The 19,846-nt window shown below is 70.9% G+C and carries 20 protein-coding genes, 1 tRNA gene and 1 pseudogene; 12 read left to right on the top strand and 10 right to left on the bottom strand.

The window, feature by feature from the left end; all coding sequences use genetic code 11:
* Window positions 1–43: 43 nt before the first annotated feature.
* The 3 genes and pseudogenes from ACIBU0_RS39010 to ACIBU0_RS39000 form a co-directional block, all read left to right on the top strand.
* Window positions 44–358 (top strand): annotated as a pseudogene (locus ACIBU0_RS39010) (phosphotransferase); the annotation flags it as partial.
* 251 nt (window positions 359–609) lie between these two features.
* On the top strand, window positions 610–1,824 hold the full coding sequence (locus tag ACIBU0_RS39005) for an SUKH-4 family immunity protein (RefSeq protein WP_398828249.1): 1,215 nt from the start codon (window positions 610–612) through the stop codon (window positions 1,822–1,824).
* Window positions 1,825–1,868: 44 nt separating this feature from the next.
* Window positions 1,869–2,345, top strand: a complete 477-nt coding sequence (locus tag ACIBU0_RS39000) for a GNAT family N-acetyltransferase (RefSeq protein ID WP_398828247.1) — start codon at window positions 1,869–1,871, stop codon at window positions 2,343–2,345.
* Window positions 2,346–2,361: 16 nt separating this feature from the next.
* On the opposite strand, the gene ACIBU0_RS38995 is transcribed toward ACIBU0_RS39000, so the two are convergent.
* Both ACIBU0_RS38995 and ACIBU0_RS38990 read right to left on the bottom strand, forming a co-directional pair.
* A complete protein-coding gene (locus tag ACIBU0_RS38995) occupies window positions 2,362–3,624 on the bottom strand; it encodes a hypothetical protein (protein WP_398828245.1) in 1,263 nt (420 codons plus the stop codon).
* 280 nt (window positions 3,625–3,904) lie between these two features.
* Window positions 3,905–3,979: transfer RNA gene (locus tag ACIBU0_RS38990), tRNA-Cys, on the bottom strand.
* Window positions 3,980–4,181: 202 nt separating this feature from the next.
* On the opposite strand from ACIBU0_RS38990, the gene ACIBU0_RS38985 reads away from it, so the two are divergent.
* From ACIBU0_RS38985 to ACIBU0_RS38955, 7 genes are all read left to right on the top strand, one after another.
* Window positions 4,182–5,636: an MFS transporter gene (locus ACIBU0_RS38985; RefSeq protein WP_398828242.1), complete on the top strand. Its 1,455-nt coding sequence runs from the start codon at window positions 4,182–4,184 to the stop codon at window positions 5,634–5,636.
* A 69-nt stretch (window positions 5,637–5,705) separates the two neighbouring features.
* Entirely contained in the window at window positions 5,706–5,906 is a 201-nt protein-coding gene (locus ACIBU0_RS38980) for a hypothetical protein (RefSeq protein WP_398828240.1), read from the top strand.
* Window positions 5,903–6,277 (top strand): type II toxin-antitoxin system death-on-curing family toxin, encoded by a 375-nt coding sequence (locus tag ACIBU0_RS38975; RefSeq protein WP_398828238.1) that lies wholly within the window; start codon window positions 5,903–5,905, stop codon window positions 6,275–6,277. Before ACIBU0_RS38980 ends, ACIBU0_RS38975 begins: the two co-directional genes overlap by 4 nt.
* Window positions 6,278–6,393: 116 nt before the next feature.
* Window positions 6,394–8,196 (top strand): DEAD/DEAH box helicase, encoded by a 1,803-nt coding sequence (locus ACIBU0_RS38970; RefSeq protein WP_398828236.1) that lies wholly within the window; start codon window positions 6,394–6,396, stop codon window positions 8,194–8,196.
* A gap of 420 nt (window positions 8,197–8,616) precedes the next feature.
* On the top strand, window positions 8,617–9,258 hold the full coding sequence (locus ACIBU0_RS38965) for an IclR family transcriptional regulator (protein ID WP_398828234.1): 642 nt from the start codon (window positions 8,617–8,619) through the stop codon (window positions 9,256–9,258).
* A gap of 74 nt (window positions 9,259–9,332) precedes the next feature.
* Complete coding sequence (locus ACIBU0_RS38960) at window positions 9,333–10,181, top strand: chorismate synthase (protein ID WP_398828232.1); 849 nt, start codon at window positions 9,333–9,335, stop codon at window positions 10,179–10,181.
* Window positions 10,182–10,247: 66 nt separating this feature from the next.
* Complete coding sequence (locus ACIBU0_RS38955; RefSeq protein ID WP_398828230.1) at window positions 10,248–11,039, top strand: PDZ domain-containing protein; 792 nt, start codon at window positions 10,248–10,250, stop codon at window positions 11,037–11,039.
* 14 nt (window positions 11,040–11,053) lie between these two features.
* Here the strand turns inward: ACIBU0_RS38955 and ACIBU0_RS38950 are convergent, their stop codons facing one another.
* From ACIBU0_RS38950 to ACIBU0_RS38920, 7 genes are read right to left on the bottom strand one after another with little or no spacing between them, the layout of a single operon-like run.
* Window positions 11,054–11,236: a hypothetical protein gene (locus ACIBU0_RS38950; RefSeq protein ID WP_398828228.1), complete on the bottom strand. Its 183-nt coding sequence runs from the start codon at window positions 11,234–11,236 to the stop codon at window positions 11,054–11,056.
* A 13-nt stretch (window positions 11,237–11,249) separates the two neighbouring features.
* Window positions 11,250–11,828: an ArsR/SmtB family transcription factor gene (locus tag ACIBU0_RS38945; RefSeq protein WP_398828226.1), complete on the bottom strand. Its 579-nt coding sequence runs from the start codon at window positions 11,826–11,828 to the stop codon at window positions 11,250–11,252.
* A 56-nt stretch (window positions 11,829–11,884) separates the two neighbouring features.
* The gene (locus tag ACIBU0_RS38940; protein ID WP_398828224.1) at window positions 11,885–12,874 is read right to left on the bottom strand and encodes a glycine betaine ABC transporter substrate-binding protein; all 990 of its coding nucleotides are present in this window, start codon (window positions 12,872–12,874) and stop codon (window positions 11,885–11,887) included.
* Window positions 12,871–13,689 carry an ABC transporter permease gene (locus tag ACIBU0_RS38935; RefSeq protein ID WP_398828222.1) on the bottom strand — a complete coding sequence of 273 codons (819 nt, stop codon included), beginning with the start codon at window positions 13,687–13,689 and terminating at the stop codon, window positions 12,871–12,873. Before ACIBU0_RS38935 ends, ACIBU0_RS38940 begins: the two co-directional genes overlap by 4 nt.
* Window positions 13,686–14,927 carry a betaine/proline/choline family ABC transporter ATP-binding protein gene (locus ACIBU0_RS38930; protein WP_398828220.1) on the bottom strand — a complete coding sequence of 414 codons (1,242 nt, stop codon included), beginning with the start codon at window positions 14,925–14,927 and terminating at the stop codon, window positions 13,686–13,688. Before ACIBU0_RS38930 ends, ACIBU0_RS38935 begins: the two co-directional genes overlap by 4 nt.
* The gene (locus ACIBU0_RS38925; RefSeq protein WP_398828218.1) at window positions 14,920–15,567 is read right to left on the bottom strand and encodes an ABC transporter permease; all 648 of its coding nucleotides are present in this window, start codon (window positions 15,565–15,567) and stop codon (window positions 14,920–14,922) included. Before ACIBU0_RS38925 ends, ACIBU0_RS38930 begins: the two co-directional genes overlap by 8 nt.
* A gap of 25 nt (window positions 15,568–15,592) precedes the next feature.
* Entirely contained in the window at window positions 15,593–16,072 is a 480-nt protein-coding gene (locus ACIBU0_RS38920; RefSeq protein WP_398828216.1) for an Lrp/AsnC family transcriptional regulator, read from the bottom strand.
* Between the two features lie 149 nt (window positions 16,073–16,221).
* On the opposite strand from ACIBU0_RS38920, the gene hppD reads away from it, so the two are divergent.
* Window positions 16,222–17,367 carry a 4-hydroxyphenylpyruvate dioxygenase gene (gene hppD, locus ACIBU0_RS38915; RefSeq protein ID WP_398828213.1) on the top strand — a complete coding sequence of 382 codons (1,146 nt, stop codon included), beginning with the start codon at window positions 16,222–16,224 and terminating at the stop codon, window positions 17,365–17,367.
* A 109-nt stretch (window positions 17,368–17,476) separates the two neighbouring features.
* A complete protein-coding gene (locus ACIBU0_RS38910) occupies window positions 17,477–18,373 on the top strand; it encodes a Teichoic acid biosynthesis protein C (Precursor) (RefSeq protein ID WP_398828211.1) in 897 nt (298 codons plus the stop codon).
* A 15-nt stretch (window positions 18,374–18,388) separates the two neighbouring features.
* Here ACIBU0_RS38910 and ACIBU0_RS38905 read toward each other — a convergent pair whose 3' ends face one another.
* On the bottom strand, window positions 18,389–19,828 hold the full coding sequence (locus ACIBU0_RS38905) for a tetratricopeptide repeat protein (RefSeq protein ID WP_398828209.1): 1,440 nt from the start codon (window positions 19,826–19,828) through the stop codon (window positions 18,389–18,391).
* Between the last annotated feature and the right edge of the window lie 18 nt (window positions 19,829–19,846).

Below are 19,846 nucleotides of genomic sequence, written 5' to 3'. Positions count from 1 at the left end.
AGACAGCGGGGGAGCGGTCGGGAAGTCGACGGTCGCGCAGGCGCTGGCGGAGAGGCCGCCGAGGGCGGCGCATGTCCGTGGGGACGTGTTCCGGCGGATGATCGTCTCGGGGCGTGTGGAGTACGAGCCCGGCGCCGACGGCGAGGGTGACGCCCAACTACGGCTGCGCTACCGGCTGTCGGCGGCGACGGCGGACGCCTACGCCGAGGCCGGCTTCACGGGGGCCTGGACGGTCGAGGAGCTGGACGGGGCACTGCGGGCCCAGACGCCGCGTATCGGGCTGTGGGTGGACTCCTCGGAACTGACAGTGCGGGAGACCGTTGAAACGATTCTGGCGGGACGGGAACAAGCCAAGGTCGGCTGCGTCTTCTCTGTTGGAGCAGTGGTGAAGGCGGCACGCCCCCAAATGAGTTGCCGGTGGCGGTGCGGGCCCGAAAGAGTGGCCGGTGGTGGTGCCGTTCGCGGCGTGGCCGGTGTTCTCGCTGGTCCGGTGCGTTGTCAGTGGTGGCGCGTAGTGTTCTGAGCAGTGGGACGGCCGCCGAGCCCGGCGGGCTGGTCGATCGGCTGTGTCCTGCCCGGGGCTGTGAGCGAGCACATGCGGGGGAGTCCATGAGCACGACCATTACGACTTACACCGGTGATCACACCGGCGATACGGCGATCGTCCTGACCGAGACCGCGCTGGATCCGTACGTCACGCACGCCTCCACGCGGCGATGGCTGACGGGCCCCGGACTGCCGTGTGACAGCGGCGTGTTGAGCTTCGCCGAGCTGTGCCGCGAGGGCCTGCGGACGGTGGCGGACTCGACGGGCGATCCGGACGGCCGGCTGGCCGCGGAGCTGCGGGACCAGCTGGTGATAGGCGGACTCCTGGGCCCCGGCGGCGCCTTGGAGACGGAGTCGGTCCTGCTGGACGGCGCGACGGGCGAGATCTCGACGACGTACCTCCTGCACGACCGCCCCGACCTGATGGACCGCCGCCCGCTGGCCCCGTCCCTGCGGACGCTGGTCCGCTTCGCGGAGGCGACGGACGAACTGGCGGGACTGCGCGGCCAGTTCGCCTCCTACGTCGGCCGCTACGGCCCGAAGGCGGTCGCGGAGGCATCGCGGCACCTGCTGGCGGTGTTCGAGGACGGCACGGACGGCGCGCCGGCGCCGTTCTGGAAGATGGCGGCCCTCATCCGCCCGCTCGCGCTCGTGGCCGGCCGCGCCGGAGCCTCGGGACTGGCCCTGGACCTGCCCCAGCGCCTCCTGGACCAGGAATTCGGCCAGGGCAAGGTGGTGCGCTTCGAGGAGGTCGACTTCCCCGCCACGCTCACGCACGAGCCGACCCGCCGCTTCCTGCGCGAGGTGGGCCTGCCGGAGGACGGCTACCTGTTCACCCTGGACACGGACGCCCCGCTGCAGACGCTGGCCGAGTACTGCGCCGACGACGAACGGGGCGCCGAACTGCCCGCCGGGGCCCACCACTTGATACGCCTCGGCCACCTCGTCGAGGACAACAGCCTGGTCATCGACGGCGCGACGGGCGCGGTGCTGAACTTCAGCGAGCCCGAGGCGCGGCTGTTCCCGCTGAACACCGACGTCTCGACCCTCGCCTTCACGCTCTGGCTGCTGCACCGCGAGCAGGCGATCGACGAGGAGTCGGGCCATGAGCTGACGACCGACACCTACGACCAGCTGGCCATGACGATGCTCCAGGTCCTGTCGACGGTCGACCCGACCGGTGTCACCGCGGCGGGCGGGGGCGGCCGGCACTACTGGACGGAGGTGTTCCAGGACGTGGCCGGCGGGGTCCTGGAGGCGGTGGGGGCGGTGCGGTGAACCGACCGCCGGACGGTGACGCGCGACAGATCCACCCTGCCGGTATGGACGACATCACCATTCGCCCGGCCGAGCCGGGCGAGTTGGCGGCCGTCGTCGGCCTGCGCTGGCACTGGATCCTTGAGAACGGCAGTGCCGCACCGGCAGCCGTCGACCGCGAGGACTTCGTCCGCCACTTCGTGGGCTGGGCCGAGCGGAACGCCTCCTCGCACCGCTGCATGGTCGTCGTCAGCGCTGACGGACAGCTCCTCGGCATGGCCTGGCTGGCCGTCGTCCACCGCGTGCCGACGCCGCATGCGCTGCACCGGGCCTCCGGTGACCTCCAGTGCGTGTACGTGGTCCCGGAGGCGCGCGACGCGGGGCTCGGCGGCCGGCTGATCACCGAGACTCTGGCCAGGGCGAGGGACCTCGGCCTGGAGCGGGTCACCGTCCACTCCTCGCCCCGTGCGATCCCCGCCTACGCCCGCCAGGGTTTCGAGACCTCGCCGCGCCTGCTCCAGGCTCGCGTCGCGCGCGGGTGACGGCTTCTCCCTGAGGTCAGGAGGACTTGGCGGTCGCGCGACGGCGGCGTACGGCCATGACCAGGACGCCACCGAGGGCTGCCGCGGCCGCTGCGGCACCGGCGATGAGAGGGGTGCCGTCGGAGCCGGTGCCGGCCAGGTTGCCGTCGACGGAGCCGGTGGTGGAGCCGCTGGTCGAGGTGCCGGCCGACGCGGCACCCGAGCTGCCCGTGCCGCCCGTGCCTCCGGTGCCGCCGGTGGACTGGCCGGCGGGGTCGTTGCCGTCGCCGCCCGTCGTGGAGCCGCCGTCCGAGGAGCCGCCGCCGGTGGAGGAGCCGCCGGAGGTGGCGGGGCCCTCCTCGTTGTCGGTGGGGATGTCGATGCGGAGCCAGTCCTTGTCGTTGGCGGTGTTCTTGTCGAACGCCGGGTGGATGTCGTAGACGGAGGTCGCCTTCACCTCGCCCTTGATGGTGCCCTTCACACCGGAGTCGATCTTCAGCATGAAGGTGTACGCGTTGGACTCGCCGACCTCGATGGTGTGGTCGTCGGGGGAGCAGACGTACTTGGGCTTGCCGGGCGTTCCGCCGGGACCGGACGGGCCGTCGATCCCGAACGGAGCACATTCCTTCGGGACCTCCACGGCGGAGGCACCCGGCGGGATCTGCACCATGAGGGCGGGCTGGTCGTCGCTGTCGTTGTTCTGGATCCAGCCGGGGCCGTCGTTGCGCAGCTGGACCGTGGCCGACTGCTTGCCGCCGGCGAGAGCCTCGGTGTACTCGCCGACCGCGACGAGATCGGCCGAGCTGTCCGCGGTCAGCGCCAGACGCCGGTAGCTGTCACCGAACCCCTCGCCCGGAGTCCCACCGGTGGGCCCGGTGCCGTACTCCACGGCCTCCATCAGCGCCTTGGGCAGCGCCTTGAACCGCACGGGCGTCTCGACGGAGGCGCCGGGCTCGAGGACGGTGTCGAGCTCGCAGAGCGCCTGCCTGACCTCGTCCTCGACGGTCGAGTAGGTGCAGCCCTCGACGGGCTCGGGGAAGTCGAGCCCCCGGGTCAGCCGGATCCGGAAGGTGAGGCCGTCCGCGGCCGCGGTGCCCTTGTTGGTGATGACGACGGACTCGTCGTACACCTCACCCGGCTTCGGAGACGTCCGCGGCAGATTCGAGATCACCAGGGAAGGTTCACCGTCCTCGGCGTACGCCGAGGGAGCGGCGACCGCGGGAACGGCGGCGACGATCGCGGCAGCGGCCACGAAGGCCGCCGAGGGGCGAAGGTGCGAGGGGCGGATGCGCTGGCGCACGGAAGGATCTCCTCGTCGGGACAGGAAGCACGACGACCGGAGGTTTGCCGTCCGGCCATGTGCTGGACAACCGGAGGGCGTCCAGGGTTGTGCTGCCGTTTGAGGAGAGGGAGAGAAGGGATTGGGGGCAAGGGGAGAAGCTGGAGGCCGTGGCGGGATTCGAACCCACGTAACTCCCCGCGAGCGGAGCTCGCTGATGGATGCGGCGCAGGCGAGCGCCCGAACCACTCGGGACCACGCCCGGCCGACCACCCGCCAGTGGTCGGCCGCAACGCCGCTATGGAGGCCGTGGCGGGATTCGAACCCACGTAACTCGCTTTGCAGGCGAGCCCCTGAACCACTCGGGCACACGGCCGTCGTTCAAGTCCGGTTGGTCCGGCTTGATCGGTGAGTCGACCGTACGGGCGGGCCGGGGAGGGGCTCAAGGGAATCGGGGGTGCCGCAATGGGACTGCCACACCCCGTTCATGAAAGGCCGCGGTCGTACGACCAAGGTCTCAGGGCGGGGCCGTCTCCCGACAGGGGTCAATGTCAGTTGTGGCCCTTACGCTGGCGACCATGACTGCCCTCGAGCCGCGCCGCCCCGACGTCGCGAAGACTTCCGTCGTCCCTTCGGTCCCCGAGTCCGAGGAGACCGTGCTGAGCAGGGATTATCGGGCGCTCAGTGTCGGGATCGTCTCCGTCGTGCTGCTCATCGCCTTCGAGGCGACGGCCGTCGGGACGGCGATGCCGGTGGCCGCGCGGGAGCTGGACGGGGTGTCGTTGTACGCCTTCGCGTTCTCGGGGTACTTCACGACCAGTCTGTTCGGGATGGTGCTCTCGGGGCAGTGGTCGGACCGGCGGGGGCCGTTGGGGGCGCTGACGACAGGGATCGCGGCCTTCGGTGCCGGGCTGCTGCTCTCCGGGACCGCCGGGGCCATGTGGCTGTTCATTCTCGGGCGGGCCGTGCAGGGCCTCGGCGGAGGACTCGTCATCGTCGCGTTGTACGTCGTCGTCGGGCGGGCCTACCCCGAGCGGCTGCGGCCGGCGATCATGGCGGCGTTCGCGGCGAGCTGGGTCGTGCCGTCGATCGTGGGGCCGCTGGCCTCGGGAGCGGTGACCGAGCATCTGGGCTGGCGCTGGGTGTTCGTGGGCATTCCGGTGCTGGTCGTCTTCCCGCTCGCGCTCGCGCTGCCGCAGATACGGCTGCGGGCGGCAGGGCCGGTCGACGACGCGGCGGGCAGCGCCTCCTTCGACCGGCGGCGTATCCGGCTGGCGCTGGGCATCTCCCTGGGCGCGGGTCTGCTCCAGTACGCCGCCCAGGACCTGCGCTGGCTCGCGCTCGCCCCCGGCGTCGTCGGCGCCGCGCTCCTCGTGCCGGCCGTGCTCGGGCTGCTCCCACGCGGCACCTACCGGGCGGCGCGCGGGCTGCCGTCCGTGGTGCTGTTGCGCGGGGTCGCCGCGGGGTCCTTCATCGCCGCCGAGTCCTTCGTGCCGCTGATGCTGGTCACGCAGCGCGGGCTGTCGCCGACGCTCGCCGGGTTCTCGCTCGCGGCGGGCGGGGTGACGTGGGCGCTGGGGTCGTGGGTGCAGTCGCGGCCGCGGGTGGAGCCGTACCGGGAGCGGTTGATGACGGTCGGGATGGTGCTGGTCGCCGCCGCGATCGCCGCGGCGCCGAGTGTGCTGGTCGACTCCGTGCCCGCCTGGACCGTCGCCGTGGCGTGGGCGTTCGGGTGCTTCGGGATGGGGCTGGTGATCTCCTCCAGCAGCGTGCTCCTGCTTCACCTCTCCGCTCCCGAGGAGGCCGGCACCAACTCCGCCGCGCTCCAGATATCCGACGCCCTGTCCAACGTCGTCCTCCTCTCGGCGGGCGGCGCCGCGTTCGCCGCGCTGGGCGGGGGCGCGGTGAGTCATACGGCGGTGGAGGCGGCCGGCGCCGGGTCGCATCCGGCGGCGTTCGCGGCGGTGTTCCTGCCGATGGCGGGGGTGGCGTTGGTGGGGGCTTGGGTGACTACGCGGTTGCGGGAGCGGTGAGTCGGGGCACCGGAGGGCAGGCGGTCGAAAGCGGTCGTAGGCATGTCATCGGAGCCGTACTCTCTCGCCATGCACGAGTTCACGATCCCCCTGCCGCCGGATGTTCGGCATGAGCTCGACGACCTCGCGGACGCCACCGGCCGTGTCCCGGAGGACATCGCGCTGGACGCCGTACTGCACCGGCTGGCGCGCGAGTCGTCGCCGGTGCGGGTCAGGGCCGAGCTGCTTGCCGACGCGCACGCCGATCTGCTCCGGAGGCTCGGCGAATGACCAGGCACCTCACCGTCGCGGAGGTCACGAACATCGCCCGGATCGCCTTCGGCGGGCGTGACCCGGAGGTCCGGGAGACCGGGCTGTTCGTCTCCGCCGTGCACCGCCCACGCGCGCGCATGTTCGGCACGGCAGCCTACGAGGACCTGTACGAGCAGGCGGCCGCCCTGCTGCACGCCATCGCGACGAACCACCCCCTCGTCGACGGGAACAAGCGCACCGCCTGGCTGGCCGCCGCGACCTTCCTCGGCGTCAACGGGGTGGATGTCGCCGATTGTGACCAGGACATCGCGTACGACCTGGTCATCGATGTCGCCTCCGGGGACGAGAGCGATATCCCGGCGATCGCGGGGCGCCTGCGGCGGCTGTGACGTGGATCCCACCCGTACGTGACCCGGCCTGGTCCGCCCCTGGACACCCACGCCCCGCCGGTAGGGTGGCCCGGTTGTCATACCCAGCCGAGCCGCCCTACCCCTCCACGGAGACCGTGACTACCACCGCCGCCAGCTCTGCCTCGCACTCGCACCACCTCTCGCCCGCCTTCCCCGGCCGCGCCCCCTGGGGCACCGCCAGCAAGCTGCGTGCCTGGCAGCAGGGGGCGATGGAGAAGTACATCCAGGAGCAGCCGCGTGACTTCCTCGCGGTCGCCACGCCCGGCGCCGGGAAGACGACCTTCGCCCTGACCCTGGCCTCGTGGCTGCTGCACCATCACGTCGTGCAGCAGGTCACCGTGGTCGCGCCGACCGAGCATCTGAAGAAGCAGTGGGCGGAGGCAGCCGGGCGGATAGGCATCAAGCTGGACCCGGAGTACAGCGCGGGCCCGCTCGGCAAGGACTACCACGGCGTCGCCGTGACGTACGCGGGCGTCGGTGTGCGGCCCATGCTGCACCGCAACCGCGTCGAACAGCGCAAGACCCTCGTGATCCTCGACGAGATCCACCACGCCGGTGACTCCAAGTCCTGGGGCGAGGCCTGCCTGGAGGCCTTCGAGCCCGCCACCCGACGGCTCGCCCTCACCGGTACGCCCTTCCGGTCCGACACCAACCCCATCCCCTTCGTGACGTACGAGGAGGACAACGCGGGCATCCGGCGGTCCGCCGCCGACTACACCTACGGCTACGGATCCGCGCTCACGGACGGCGTCGTGCGGCCGGTCATCTTCCTCTCCTACAGCGGCAACATGCGCTGGCGGACCAAGGCGGGCGACGAGATCGCCGCCCGGCTCGGTGAGCCCATGACCAAGGACGCCGTCAGCCAGGCCTGGCGTACCGCCCTCGACCCGCGCGGCGACTGGATGCCCAGCGTGCTGCGCGCCGCCGACCAGCGGCTCACCGAGGTCAGGAAGGCCATCCCGGACGCCGGCGCCCTCGTCATCGCCTCCGACCAGGACTCCGCCCGCGCCTACGCCAAGCTCATCCGCGAGATCACCGGCAGCAAGGCGACCCTCGTCCTGTCCGACGACGCCGGCGCCTCCAACCGCATCGACGAGTTCAGCAACAACAACGACCGGTGGATGGTCGCCGTGCGGATGGTGTCGGAGGGCGTCGACGTGCCCCGGCTCGCCGTCGGGGTGTACGCCACCACCATCTCGACCCCTCTCTTCTTCGCCCAGGCCGTCGGCCGTTTCGTACGGTCCCGGCGGCGCGGCGAGACCGCCTCCGTCTTCCTGCCGACCATCCCGGACCTGCTCACCTTCGCCAACGAGATGGAGGTCGAGCGCGACCACGCCCTCGACAAGCCGAAGAAGGAGGGCGAGGAGGACCCGTACGCCGAATCCGAGAAGGAGATGGAGGAGGCGAACAAGGAGCAGGACGAGGACACCGGCGAGCAGGACATGCTGCCGTTCGAGGCGCTGGAGTCCGACGCCGTCTTCGACCGGGTGCTGTACGACGGTGCCGAGTTCGGCATGCAGGCCCACCCGGGGAGCGAGGAGGAGCAGGACTACCTCGGGATCCCGGGGCTGCTGGAGCCCGAGCAGGTCCAGCTTCTGCTCCAGAAGCGGCAGGCCCGGCAGATCGCGCACAGCCGCAAGAAGCCGGACGCCGAGGCCGACCTCCTCGAACTGCCCGCCGAGCGGCGGCCCGTCGTCACGCACAAGGAGATGATGGAGCTCCGCAAGCAGCTCAACACCATGGTCAGCGCGTACGTCCACCAGAGCGGCAAGCCGCACGGCGTCATCCACACCGAGCTGCGGCGCGTGTGCGGCGGACCGCCGAGCGCCGAGGCGACGGCGGGGCAGCTGCGGCAGCGGATCGCCAAGGTGCAGGAGTGGGCCACCCGCATGAGGTGACGGACGCTGGGCGCTGAGCCCGGGCCGGTTTTTTTTGGGAGGGGTGCTCGTCGCGTCTTGGCTGCGGGCCGGTGGGGCTTGTCGCGCCCGCGCGGCGGAGCCGCATATCGACACAGCCCGGCGCCCCTTAGGGGCGCTGCACGCGCCGTACGTTCCAGGGCAAACCGGAGCGGTCCGTACCCGCCCCTGCCCGGATTCTGGACGGAGCCTTCCGCTCAGCGAACCGGCTTCGCTAATGTCCCGCTACGCACACGCCCCGTGGCAGCGCCGCCGCGGAGCGCAGCCGTGAAGCGACGCGGCCCGGAAAGGATTCCGGGCCGCCGGCCGATCGGCGGCCTCTGAAGCGCGTCACCGACGGGACTCGGTGCACGCATCCGCCGCGAGGGGGCCGTCGACCTCACCACTTAAGGAGTGGGCGTCGTGACCGCGGAGACCTCTCAGACGCTCGACCGAGGACTGCGTGTCCTCAAGCTGCTGGCCGATACGGACCACGGGCTGACCGTCACCGAGCTTTCCCACAAACTGGGCGTGAACCGGACCGTCGTGTACCGGCTGCTCGCCACGCTCGAACAGCACGCACTCGTACGCCGTGACCTGGGCGGCCGCGCCCGGGTCGGGCTCGGAGTGCTGCGACTGGGCCGGCAGGTGCATCCGCTGGTACGCGAGGCCGCACTGCCGGCGCTGCGTTCGCTGGCCGAGGACATCGGGGCGACGGCCCATCTGACACTGGTGGACGGCACGGAGGCGCTGGCCGTCGCCGTGGTCGAGCCGACATGGACGGACTATCACGTGGCCTACCGGGCCGGTTTCCGGCATCCCCTGGACCGCGGGGCCGCGGGGCGGGCGATACTCGCGGCGCGGCAGCAGCCGAGCGGAGAGCCCGGCTACACCCTGACCCACGGCGAGTTGGAGGCCGGAGCGAGCGGGGCCGCCGCGCCGTTGCTGGGGGTCACGGGGGTGGAGGGCAGCGTGGGCGTGGTGATGCTGGCCGACGCGGTGCCCGAGCGGGTGGGGCCACGGGTCGTGGACGCGGCGCGGGAGGTGGCGGAGGCGCTGCGCTGAGGGGTCTCGGGCCGGAGGCCGCGGGCCTGCGCGCGCTCTAGGCAGGGGCAGCCGCCGCCTCCGACACTCGACTCATGACCTCACTCAGCATCCGCACCGTGCACGACGTCGCCGGGTTCGCGGCCGTCGCCGACTTCTTCAGTGACGTATGGCAGACGCCGCGCAGCGCCCCGCCGTTACTGCCCGAGACGCTGCACAGCCTCGCCCACGCGGGCGGCGCGGTGCATGCCGCGTACGACGGGGCGCGGCTGGCCGGGGCGTCCGTCGCGGTGTTCGGGCCGCCCGCGGCGAGAGAGACGTACTCCCTCATCACCGCCGCCGACCGGGGCCTCGGGTTCCGGGTCAAGCAGGCTCAGCGGGAGTGGGCCCTGGAGAACGGGGCCAGGACCATGCGCTGGACCTTCGATCCGCTGGTCGGCCGGAACGCCCGCTTCAACCTGGTCAAGCTGGATGCCGAGGGGACCGACTACCTCGTCGACTTCTACGGCCCCATGGCCGACGGCGTGAACGACGGCGACGAGAGCGACCGGCTGACGGTGACCTGGGACCTCACGGCGCCTTCACCGTCGTACGACGGACCGGCCGAGACGGCCGACCACCGCGCCGCACCCACCCTGCACACGGCCTCCGCCCCCACCCCGCACGCCGCCCCCGTCACGCACACCGCCCCCGACGGCGAGCCGCTGGCCCGCCGTGATCCCGACGACCGGTACATATGGTGTCGCGTCCCGGACGACGTGGTCGCGCTGCGGGCCGCGGACCCGGCGCTCGCACTGCGCTGGCGGCGGGCCGTGCGCGAGGTGTTCACCAAGGCCTTCGCCGACGGGTTCACGGCCACGTCGATGTCCCGGGACGGCTGGTACACGCTCACCCGCCGGGAGCCTCGCTCCGCCAAGGAACGGCGAGACCCGGATGTGACCTGAATGGGGCACCCTGGGCAGCTCCGACCTGCGCCTGGCCGGAACTCGCCGTCACGTTAGATTGATCCCGTGCTCTCTCGCCTCACGCGCCCCCGGGCCGTCGCCGTCTGCGCCCTGCCGGTCGTGGCCCTGCTCGCCACGGCGGCCTTCGCACCGCTGCCGTTCTCGCTGACGCAGCCCGGCCTGACCGCGGACGTCCTCGGAGAGAACAAGGGCGACCCGGTGATCACCATCTCCGGTGCGCCGACCCGCGACACCAGCGGTGAGCTGCGCATGACGACCATCGAGGCGACCTCCCCGGACACGGACGTGACGCTCGGCGATGTGATCGACGCGTGGTTCCGCACGGACAAGGCGGTCATGCCACGCGACTCGGTCTATCCGAGCGGCAAGAGCTCCCGGGAGATCGAGCAGTACAACACGGAGCAGATGAAGGAGTCCCAGGACGCCGCGACCGAGGCCGCGCTGAACCACCTGGACCTCACCGACAAGAACATCAAGGTCACCCTGAAGCTCGCGGACGTGGGCGGCCCCAGCGCCGGGCTGCTGTTCTCCCTCGGCATCATCGACAAGCTCGACGGCAACGGCGCGGGCGGCGACCTCACCGGCGGCCGCACCATCGCCGGCACGGGCACGATCGACCCGGCCGGCAAGGTCGGCGCGGTCGGAGGCGTGTCCCTGAAGACGCAGGCGGCCAAGCGGGACGGGGCGACGGTCTTCCTGGTGCCGAAGGAGGAGTGCTCCGACGCGGAGGCGGAACTCCCGAAGGGTCTGCGCCTGATCCCGGTGACCACGCTGACGGGTGCGGTGAGCGCGCTGGAGGCGCTGGAGTCGGGGAAGGGCTCGGTTCCGAGCTGCTAGGGGTTTCCCGGCTGCTACGGGTTTAACGCCGGCCTCGGGGTGGCGAGGCGCAGACCGACTTCTATGAGGGTCCAGCCGAGGCGGGTGCGGAGGTCGTACGGCTGCTTGGCCTCGGCGGCGAGCCGATGCCCGTCGGCCTCGGCACGGAGTTCGGCGGCGCGGGCGTGGTGCAGGGCCAGGTGGGTCTCGGGGTGCATCGGGCGGGGCCTTTCAGTCCGAGGTGATCGGGAAGACGTGCGTATGGAGGCGGACCTGTTCGGCCCCCGGGGTGCCTTCGGGGGCGGTGTGGGCGCGGTAGCTGTTGATGAGTTCGTGGATCTTCTCGTTGAGTTCGCTCGCGAGCTCGGGTGTCAGGCGGAGCGTGAAGTCACTCACGTCCGAGGCGCTGACCCAGTCCTCGGGCCACTCGTGCCGGGTGCCGATGAACGTCGAGAGCTCCTGGGAGTGATAGGTCGCGACCTCGTGCATGAACACGGAAGCCGCGCCCCGCACCGCCGGATCCGTGTCCCGGAGCAGTGACTCGTCGAACCGCACTCCCTGGTGGACCGCCCGCCACCATCGCTCCCGCCCCTTGCCGTGCTCCGGTGCGTCCTCGACGAAGCCGTACGCGGCGAGCTGGCGCAGGTGATAGCTGGTGGCGCCGCTCGACTCGCCCAGTTTCTCGGCGAGTTGGGAGGCGGTGGCGGGTCCGCCGCGGCGCAGTGCGGTCAGCAGCTGCATCCGTAGGGGGTGGGCGAGGCCGCGCAGTGTGCGGGCGTCGAGCTCATGGAGCTTCGGTTCCTCGGGCATGCGTACAAAGGTAGCTATGCAAAGGTTCCTTTGCAACAGGTTCTTTGGAACTCCCCCTACTCCACGAACCCCTCCTCCTTCATCCAGTCCAACGCCACCTGATGCGGATCCTCACCCTCCACATCCACCTTCGCGTTCAGGTCCTGCGCCACGGAGTTGTTCAGCTTCTTGGTGATCGGGGCGAGGACCTCCGCGATCGCCGGCCACTTCTCCAGGGTCTTGGAGTTGATCATTGGGGCGGCGTTGTAGTTGGGGAAGAACTTCCTGTCGTCGTCCATGACCGCGAGGTTCATGGACTTGATGCGGCCGTCGGTCGTGAAGACCTCGCCGTAGGTGCAATTCCCCTTCGCGGCCTGGGTGTAGATGATCCCGGTGTCCATCTGCGTGATGTTCTCCGTCGGCACGCTCATCCCGTACTCCTGCTGCATGCCCCGCAGCCCGTCCGCCCGGTTGGCGAACTCGACCTCCACGCACAGCGTCACGGCGTCGGGGTCGGACTTCGACAGCGCGGCGACGTCGGACAGCGTGTTCGTGCGGTACTTCTTGTGGTTGTCCTGGTTCATGGCCAGGGCGTAGGTGTTGTTCAGCGCGGAGGGCGCCAGCCAGGTCACCCCGTTCTTCGCGTCGGCCGCCCGCACCGCCTCCCACTGCTCGCGCGGGTCGGGGATGGGCTCGCTGCGGCCCAGGTACGTGATCCAGGCCGTGCCCGTGTACTCGTACCCGGCATCCGCGTCGCCCTTCCTGACCGCCTCGCGGCTTCCGATGGACCCCTGGATGCCGGTGCGGTCGAGCACCTCCGCGCCGGCCGCCTGGAAGGCGATGCCCATGATCGCGCCGAGGATGAGCTGCTCGGTGAACGACTTCGACGTCACCGTCAGTTCGGCGCCCTCCAGCGGCTCGCCCCGCCCGATCAGACGGGCCCGCACCTCGTCGACCATGGGGGAGCCGCTCGTCAGGCCGCAGCCCGAGGACGCCATCAGCGGACCCGTCATCAGCAGCGCGGCCGCCGGCAGGACCGTACGCCGCCAGACCGTACGCCGCCTCATGCCTCCAGCCCCCGTGGCCGCAGCAGCAGTTCGGCCAGCGACGCCAGCCAGTCCACCAGCAGGGCGAGGGCGACCGTGAGGATCGAGCCCAGCACCAGTACGGGCATCCGCTGATTGGTGATACCGGCCGTGATCAGCACGCCCAGCCCGCCGCCTCCGCCGAAGACCGCCAGGGTCGCCGTACCGACGTTCAGGACCAGGGCCGTGCGGACGCCCGCGAGAATGAGGGGGACCGCCAGCGGCAGCTCCACCCGCGACAGCACTCCGGTCGGGGCCATGCCGATGCCGCGCGCCGCCTCCAGCAGCGTCGGGTCGTTCGCCTTGAGGCCGGCGATCGTGTTGGACAGCACGGGCAGGACGGCGTAGGCGATCATGCCGATCAGGGCCGCCTTCCGGCCGATGCCCAGCCAGATCACCAGCAGGGCGAGGAGGCCGATCGCGGGGGTCGCCTGGCCCATGTTGGCGATCGTCATGGCCACCGGGGTCGCTTTGCGGAACGCCCGCCGGGTGAGCAGGATCCCCAGCGGGATCGCGATGATCAGCACGAAGAAGGTGGAGATCACCGTGAGTTCGATGTGCTCCCACAGGGCCTGGGAGACCTGCCCGTTCGACAGCGCGTTCTCGGAGACCGCGTCGAGGTCGGCCTGCTGGAACCACAGCCAGGTCGCGAGGAGCACGGCGACGAGGAAGCCGGGCAGGATGGTCAGCTTCTGCCAGCTGATCCTCCGGCGCGGGGGAGCCGGCGGCCTCGGCGCCGCCGCCTCTTCCCGGTCCCGTTCCTGCTGTTCCCGTTCCTCCAGCTCCGGAGTGGTCACGCCTTCTTCTCCCCTCCGTTGCCCTCCTGCTCGGCCTGCGTCTGCGCGGCGCGGGCCGCCTCCAGGTCGTGCTGGGCCTCCAGGGCCTCCAGCCGGTCGGCCTCCAGCAGCTCGTGCACGGAGTTCATCAGCGTCTCCATGTCGACGACACCCGTGTACTCGCCGCGCCGCCCGGTCACGGCCACCCGGCCCGCGTTGTCCGTCAGCACCGCCTCCAGCGCGTCCCGCAGGGTCGCGTCCCGGGTCACCGTGTCGTGCACGAGCGTGCCCGCCCGCGCCAGCGATCCCTTGGCCCGCATCATGTCGCCGCGCCGCAGCCACTTGTACGGCCGCCCGCGCTTGTCCAGCAGCAGCACCTCGTTCGTGCCGCTCGCCCGCAGCCGGTTGAAGATCTCCTGGAGCGGGTCGTCGACGGTCGCCGTCGGATAGTCGGTGATCTCCACGTCCCGTACGCGGGTCAGGTTCAGCCGCTTCAGCGCCGCGCCGGCTCCCACGAACCCCGAGACGAAGTCGTCGGCCGGATTGGTGAGGATCGCCTCCGGGGTGTCGAACTGAGCGATGTGGGACCGTTCGCGCAACACGGCGATACGGTCACCGAGCTTGATCGCCTCGTCGAAGTCGTGCGTGACGAAGACGATCGTCTTGTGCAGCTCGTGCTGCAGCCTGATCAGCTCGTCCTGGAGATGATCACGGGTGATCGGGTCGACCGCGCCGAACGGCTCGTCCATCAGCAGGACGGGCGGGTCGGCCGCCAACGCCCGTGCCACGCCGACGCGTTGCTGCTGGCCGCCGGAGAGCTGGCGCGGATAGCGGCCGTGGAACTCGCCGGGGTCGAGGCCGACCAGGTCGAGCAACTCCTCGACGCGCTTGCCGATCCGGCCCTTCGACCAGCCGATCATCTTCGGTACGAGGGCGATGTTCTGTGCGACCGTCATGTGCGGGAACAGGCCCGCGGACTGGATGGCGTAACCGACCTTGCGGCGCAGCTTGACCGGGTCGATGTCGGTGACGTCCTCGCCGTTGATGCGGATGCGACCGCCGGTCGGCTCGATCAACCGGTTGATCATCTTGAGCGTCGTCGACTTCCCGCATCCGGACGGGCCGACGAAGATGACCGTCTCGCCCGCCTTGATCTCCATGGTGACGTTGTCGACGGCCGGGCTGGGGTTGCCCGGGTACCGCTTGCTGAGGTTCTCCAGCTCGATCGTGGCGCCCGTGGTGCCGTTCGGGTCAGACACGGATCCCCCTGGGAATGGTCAGCCGCCCGATCAGGACGTACGCGGCGTCGAACAGCAGCGCCAGGACGATGATCCCGAGGGTGCCCGCGAGCACCTGGTTGAGCGCGTTCGCGCTGCCCAGCGAGGCGAGACCGCGGAAGATCACATTGCCGAGCCCGGGGCCGGAGGCGTACGCCGCGATCGCCGCGATGCCCATCAGCATCTGCGTCGAGACCCGGATCCCGGTCAGGATCGGCGGCCAGGCCAGCGGCAGCTCCACCCTCAGCAGCCGGGCGGGCCGGGACATCCCGATGCCCCGGGCGGCGTCCACCAGCGACGGATCGACCCCGCGCAGGCCGACGATCGCGTTGCGCACGATCGGCAGCAGCCCGTACAGCGTCAGTGCGATCACCGTGGGCGGCACGCCCAGCCCCACGACCGGAATGAGCAGACCGATCATGGCGAGCGCCGGAATGGTCAGAATGGTCGAGGTGGTCGTGGTGGCGAGGTTGCCGGCCCAGCCGCTCCGATAGGTGACCACGCCGATCAGCACCCCGAGCACGGTCGCCACGACCATGCACTGGAAGACGGCGCTGGCGTGCTGGTAGGCGTCGGTGAGCAGCTGCTGGTGGCGGTTGCCCAGGTACTCCCAGAAGCTCACACGCGCTCACCCCGCCAAGTAGTGGCTAGCCGCTCTCCCGGTCCTGGGCCGCCTGCTCCACCAGCGGAATGGTCCGCAGTGGAACGGGGTTCTCCATCACGATCGCGGTGGAGGCCCGGACGATCCCATCGAAACCGACAACCCGGTCGATCACACGCTGGAGATCGGCGTTGGAGCGCGCCACGAGACGGCACAGCATGTCCCCGGTCCCGGTGGTCGTGTGCAGCTCCAGCACCTCCGGCACGGTCGCCAAGTGGGCCCGTACGTCGGCCCCTTGCCCCTGCCGGATCTGCAGCGTGGCGAAGGCGGTGACCGGGTACCCGAGCGCGGCCGGATCCACTTCCGGACCGAATCCGCGGATGACTCCGTTCGACTGAAGGCGGTCGAGCCGCGCCTGCACGGTCCCGCGGGCCACCCCGAGCCGCCGGGACATCTCCAGCACCCCGATCCGCGGCTCCCGCGCCAGCAGCACGATGATCCGCCCGTCCAGATGATCGATCGCCACAGCAGCCCGCCTCGTCTCATCGGTGTCTCATCGTCCGGAGTGGTCATCCTGTACAGAAAGCTCGCAGAAACGACCACTGCACTGGTCACCTTGCCCAGTGATGATGCGAACTATTGCGCACCTTGCCCCGTCGGAGGGAGCCTGCGCCTATGACGCAGACCACACACCACACTCCCGACACCGCCCGGCAGGCCGACCCCTTCCCGGTCAAGGGAATGGACGCGGTCGTCTTCGCCGTGGGCAACGCCAAGCAGGCGGCGCACTACTACTCCACCGCCTTCGGCATGCGGCTGGTCGCCTACTCCGGACCGGAGAACGGCAGCCGCGAGACCGCGAGCTATGTGCTGGAGAACGGCTCCGCCCGGTTCGTCCTCACCTCGGTCATCAAGCCCGCCACCGCCTGGGGTCACTTCCTCGCCCAGCACGTGGCCGAGCACGGCGACGGCGTCATCGACCTCGCCATCGAGGTCCCGGATGCGCGCCGCGCGTACGCCTACGCCCTCGAACACGGCGCCCGCTCGGTGACGGAGCCGTACGAGCTGAAGGACGAGCACGGCACCGTCGTCCTGGCGGCGATCGCGACCTACGGCGAGACCCGCCACACCCTCGTCGAGCGCACCGGCTACGAGGGCCCCTACCTCCCCGGCTACGTCGCCGCCGCGCCGATGGTCGAGCCGCCCGCCCAGCGCACCTTCCAGGCCATCGACCACTGCGTCGGCAACGTCGAACTCGGCCGCATGAACGAATGGGTCGGCTTCTACAACAAGGTCATGGGCTTCACGAACATGAAGGAGTTCGTGGGCGACGACATCGCGACCGAGTACAGCGCGCTGATGTCGAAGGTCGTGGCCGACGGCACGCTCAAGGTCAAGTTCCCGATCAACGAGCCCGCCATCGCCAAGAAGAAGTCCCAGATCGACGAGTACCTGGAGTTCTACGGCGGCGCGGGCGTCCAGCACATCGCGCTGAACACCAACGACATCGTCGCCACGGTCCGCACCATGCGCGCGGCCGGCGTCCAGTTCCTCGACACCCCCGACTCGTACTACGACACCCTCGGCGAGTGGGTCGGCGACACCCGCGTCCCCGTGGAGACCCTGCGCGAGCTGAAGATCCTCGCGGACCGCGACGAGGACGGCTACCTGCTGCAGATCTTCACCAAGCCGGTCCAGGACCGTCCGACGGTCTTCTTCGAGATCATCGAGCGGCACGGCTCGATGGGCTTCGGCAAGGGCAACTTCAAGGCGCTGTTCGAGGCGATCGAGCGGGAGCAGGCCAAGCGCGGCAACCTCTGAGGCTGCTGCGACACCTGTGAACTCGTACAACGTGCAACCAACGGGGGGTGGTTGACGCTCTCATGTCCTGTGGGTGCCACGGGGGCACCCACAGGACTCGGGGGACAGAGTGACCACGAGCAGTATCGACCTCGCCGTGCGGTCGGCCCGTTGGCTGGGGCAGAAGAACACGCTCAAGGAGCCGACGGTCCTGCAGTCGTTCGCCTTCGACGAGGCGAACCAGCACCTGTACGTCCTCCAGGTCGCCGCGCACGGACACACGGCCGGCGACCTGTGCCTGAACAAGCTCGACCACCAGGGCAACCGGCTGGGCCACATGTACCTCAAGGGCTTCGGCCACGGAGTCAGCATGGGGGTGCAGCGCGACGCGTCGGACGGCAGCACCTGGATCTGGACGGAGGCCGACGCCAGGAAGGGATACGGCCGGGGCGTCACCCGCTTCCACTTCAAGAACGGGGCCGTCCGCACCGGCGCCGACGTCAAGATCCGCCGCCCCATCGCGGACTCCACCAACAACCAGCCGTCGGTCTGCATGGCGTCGGGGCGCATCGCCGTCCGCTACCGCAACGCGGCCGATCAGCCCCGCTACCGCGTCTGGGACCTCGACGCCTTCGCCGCCCGCGACTACAGCGACCCCCTGGCGGACTTCGCCCAGACCGGCGCCCACCCCGACCCGAAGATCCCCTTCCAGGGCTACGCCCTGCACCGCGACTGCGTCTACCAGCTGGCGGGCACGGCCTACCATCCGAAGACCAACCCGGCCGCCAAACGGGGCAACACCTACGTCTCCTGCCTAGACATTCACACCGGCAAGCTCCTCCAGCGCGAGCGCACCGAGGCCGGGTACTCGCTCACGCACCGCGAGCCGGAGGGCGTGGCCGTGCGCGGCGGATCCGAGCCACGGGTGTACCTGGGGTTCGCGTCCGGAGAGCCGGGAGCCCGACGCTTCTCGATCTACGTCAAGGGCAAGGACACGGACAAGGGCAAGGCCAAGGACGAGTCATAGGCAGCTGTGTGATCGCTAGTCGGGGACGTCCGCCGGCGACGGCTCTCCCAACTCCCGCAGCGCCGCCTCGGCCAGCGGCACGCGCGTGGGCGAGAAGTGGGGATTGATCCGCAACGCCTCCTGCAGATGCCGGCGCGCGGGCCCGGCCATCTCCAGCTCCCGCTCGATCATCCCCCGGTGATACACGTACAGCGCACTGCGCACCGCGCCCCCCTTCGCCCTGTCGGTCGCCACCCTGGCGAACTTCAGGGCCTCCTTGTCCTTGCCGTCCCGGTGCAGCGCCCAGCCCAGCGCGTCGGCCACCGCGATCCCCGGCTGGCGGCGCCACTCGGTCCGCAGCCGCCGCACGGCGTACTCCGCGTCGCCGTGGTCGGCCTCGAAGCGGCCCAGCACCAGTTCCTCGTCCACCCCGCCCGCCGCTCCCCGCGCCGCCCGCTCCCGGAGCAGGTCGTACTGCACGCGTGCCGCGTGCCCCAGCCCCAGCGACTCGTACAACTCGCCCAGTTCCAGGGCGTATTCGGGCAGCGGCTGTTTGGCGAGTGCCATCCGGTAGGCGTTCAGCGCCTCCGTCGTGCGGCCCAGTGCCGCCATGGTCCGCCCCTGCCCGGCGAGCGCGGCCCGCTGGTCCGGGTCGAGCCGTACCGCCTCCTGGAAGTAGCGCAGGGCCACATCCAGGTCGCCGCGTTCCCAGGCGAGCTGCCCGGCGCCTTCGAGGTACGCCGCCCGCTCGGCCGGGGTCTCGGCGCCCGCCGCCGCGTCGGACAGGGCCGCGGCCGCGTCCTCCCGCCGGCCCCGGTCCCGGTAGAGGGCCGCCGCCCGCGCCTGCACCGCCGGCCCCGAGTGCAGCTTCAGCAGCCGGTCCAGGGTCCGCTTGGCCGCCTTGTAGTCACCCAGCCCGGTGTACGCGTCGATCAGCTGCGGATACGTCGTCCACCGCTTCCGGTCCTCCTTCAGCGCCGTCTCGCCCCAGGTCCGCGCCGCCTGGAAGTCCCGTCGCGCGTTCGCCAGCGCCGCCATCCCCTCCAGCGCCCCCGCGTTCGTCGCCCGTACCTTCAGCGACGTACGCAGCGCCTTCTCGGCCTTCGGGTAGTACACCGGCTGCGCGGTCCGCCGCCCCTGCTCCACATACGCCGCCCCCAGCACCGCCCACGACGCCGCGTCCTCGGGATGCGCCTTCAGCCGGCTCCGGTGCTCCTCGATCAGCACCGCCAGATCGGGCAGCGCGGCCGGCACCCCGGCGGTGACGGCGGCGAGCGCCTGCGCCCCCGGAGCCGGCGCCGGCGCAGACGTCCCGCCCGGCCCCCACGGCAGCAGCGCCAGCACCCCGCCGAGCACGGCACACCCGGCCACCGAGGCGAGCAGCACGCGCCGCGGAATGCGCGGGCGGCGGTCCGGCGTGCCCTGCTCGTTCTCCGGGGCTTCCTCGGTGGCTTCCTGCGAGGCTTCCTTCTCCATGGCGCACACTGTGCGGCA

It is taken from the genome of Streptomyces sp. NPDC049627 (assembly GCF_044465645.1).
Lineage (GTDB): Bacteria > Actinomycetota > Actinomycetes > Streptomycetales > Streptomycetaceae > Streptomyces.
This window is presented reverse-complemented; position numbering and strand designations above follow the sequence as displayed.

Excerpts from the sequence above, each read along its gene's own strand:
- ACIBU0_RS38950 (WP_398828228.1), bottom strand. The coding sequence starts at position 11,236 with ATGCACCCCGAGACCCACCTGGCCCTGCACCACGCCCGCGCCGCCGAA.
- ACIBU0_RS39000 (WP_398828247.1), top strand. The coding sequence starts at position 1,869 with ATGGACGACATCACCATTCGCCCGGCCGAGCCGGGCGAGTTGGCGGCC.
- ACIBU0_RS39005 (WP_398828249.1), top strand. The coding sequence starts at position 610 with ATGAGCACGACCATTACGACTTACACCGGTGATCACACCGGCGATACG.
- hppD (WP_398828213.1), top strand. The coding sequence starts at position 16,222 with ATGACGCAGACCACACACCACACTCCCGACACCGCCCGGCAGGCCGAC.
- ACIBU0_RS38975 (WP_398828238.1), top strand. The coding sequence starts at position 5,903 with ATGACCAGGCACCTCACCGTCGCGGAGGTCACGAACATCGCCCGGATC.
- ACIBU0_RS38960 (WP_398828232.1), top strand. The coding sequence starts at position 9,333 with ATGACCTCACTCAGCATCCGCACCGTGCACGACGTCGCCGGGTTCGCG.
- ACIBU0_RS38940 (WP_398828224.1), bottom strand. The coding sequence starts at position 12,874 with ATGAGGCGGCGTACGGTCTGGCGGCGTACGGTCCTGCCGGCGGCCGCG.
- ACIBU0_RS38980 (WP_398828240.1), top strand. The coding sequence starts at position 5,706 with ATGCACGAGTTCACGATCCCCCTGCCGCCGGATGTTCGGCATGAGCTC.
- ACIBU0_RS38985 (WP_398828242.1), top strand. The coding sequence starts at position 4,182 with ATGACTGCCCTCGAGCCGCGCCGCCCCGACGTCGCGAAGACTTCCGTC.
- ACIBU0_RS38945 (WP_398828226.1), bottom strand. The coding sequence starts at position 11,828 with ATGCCCGAGGAACCGAAGCTCCATGAGCTCGACGCCCGCACACTGCGC.
- ACIBU0_RS38905 (WP_398828209.1), bottom strand. The coding sequence starts at position 19,828 with ATGGAGAAGGAAGCCTCGCAGGAAGCCACCGAGGAAGCCCCGGAGAAC.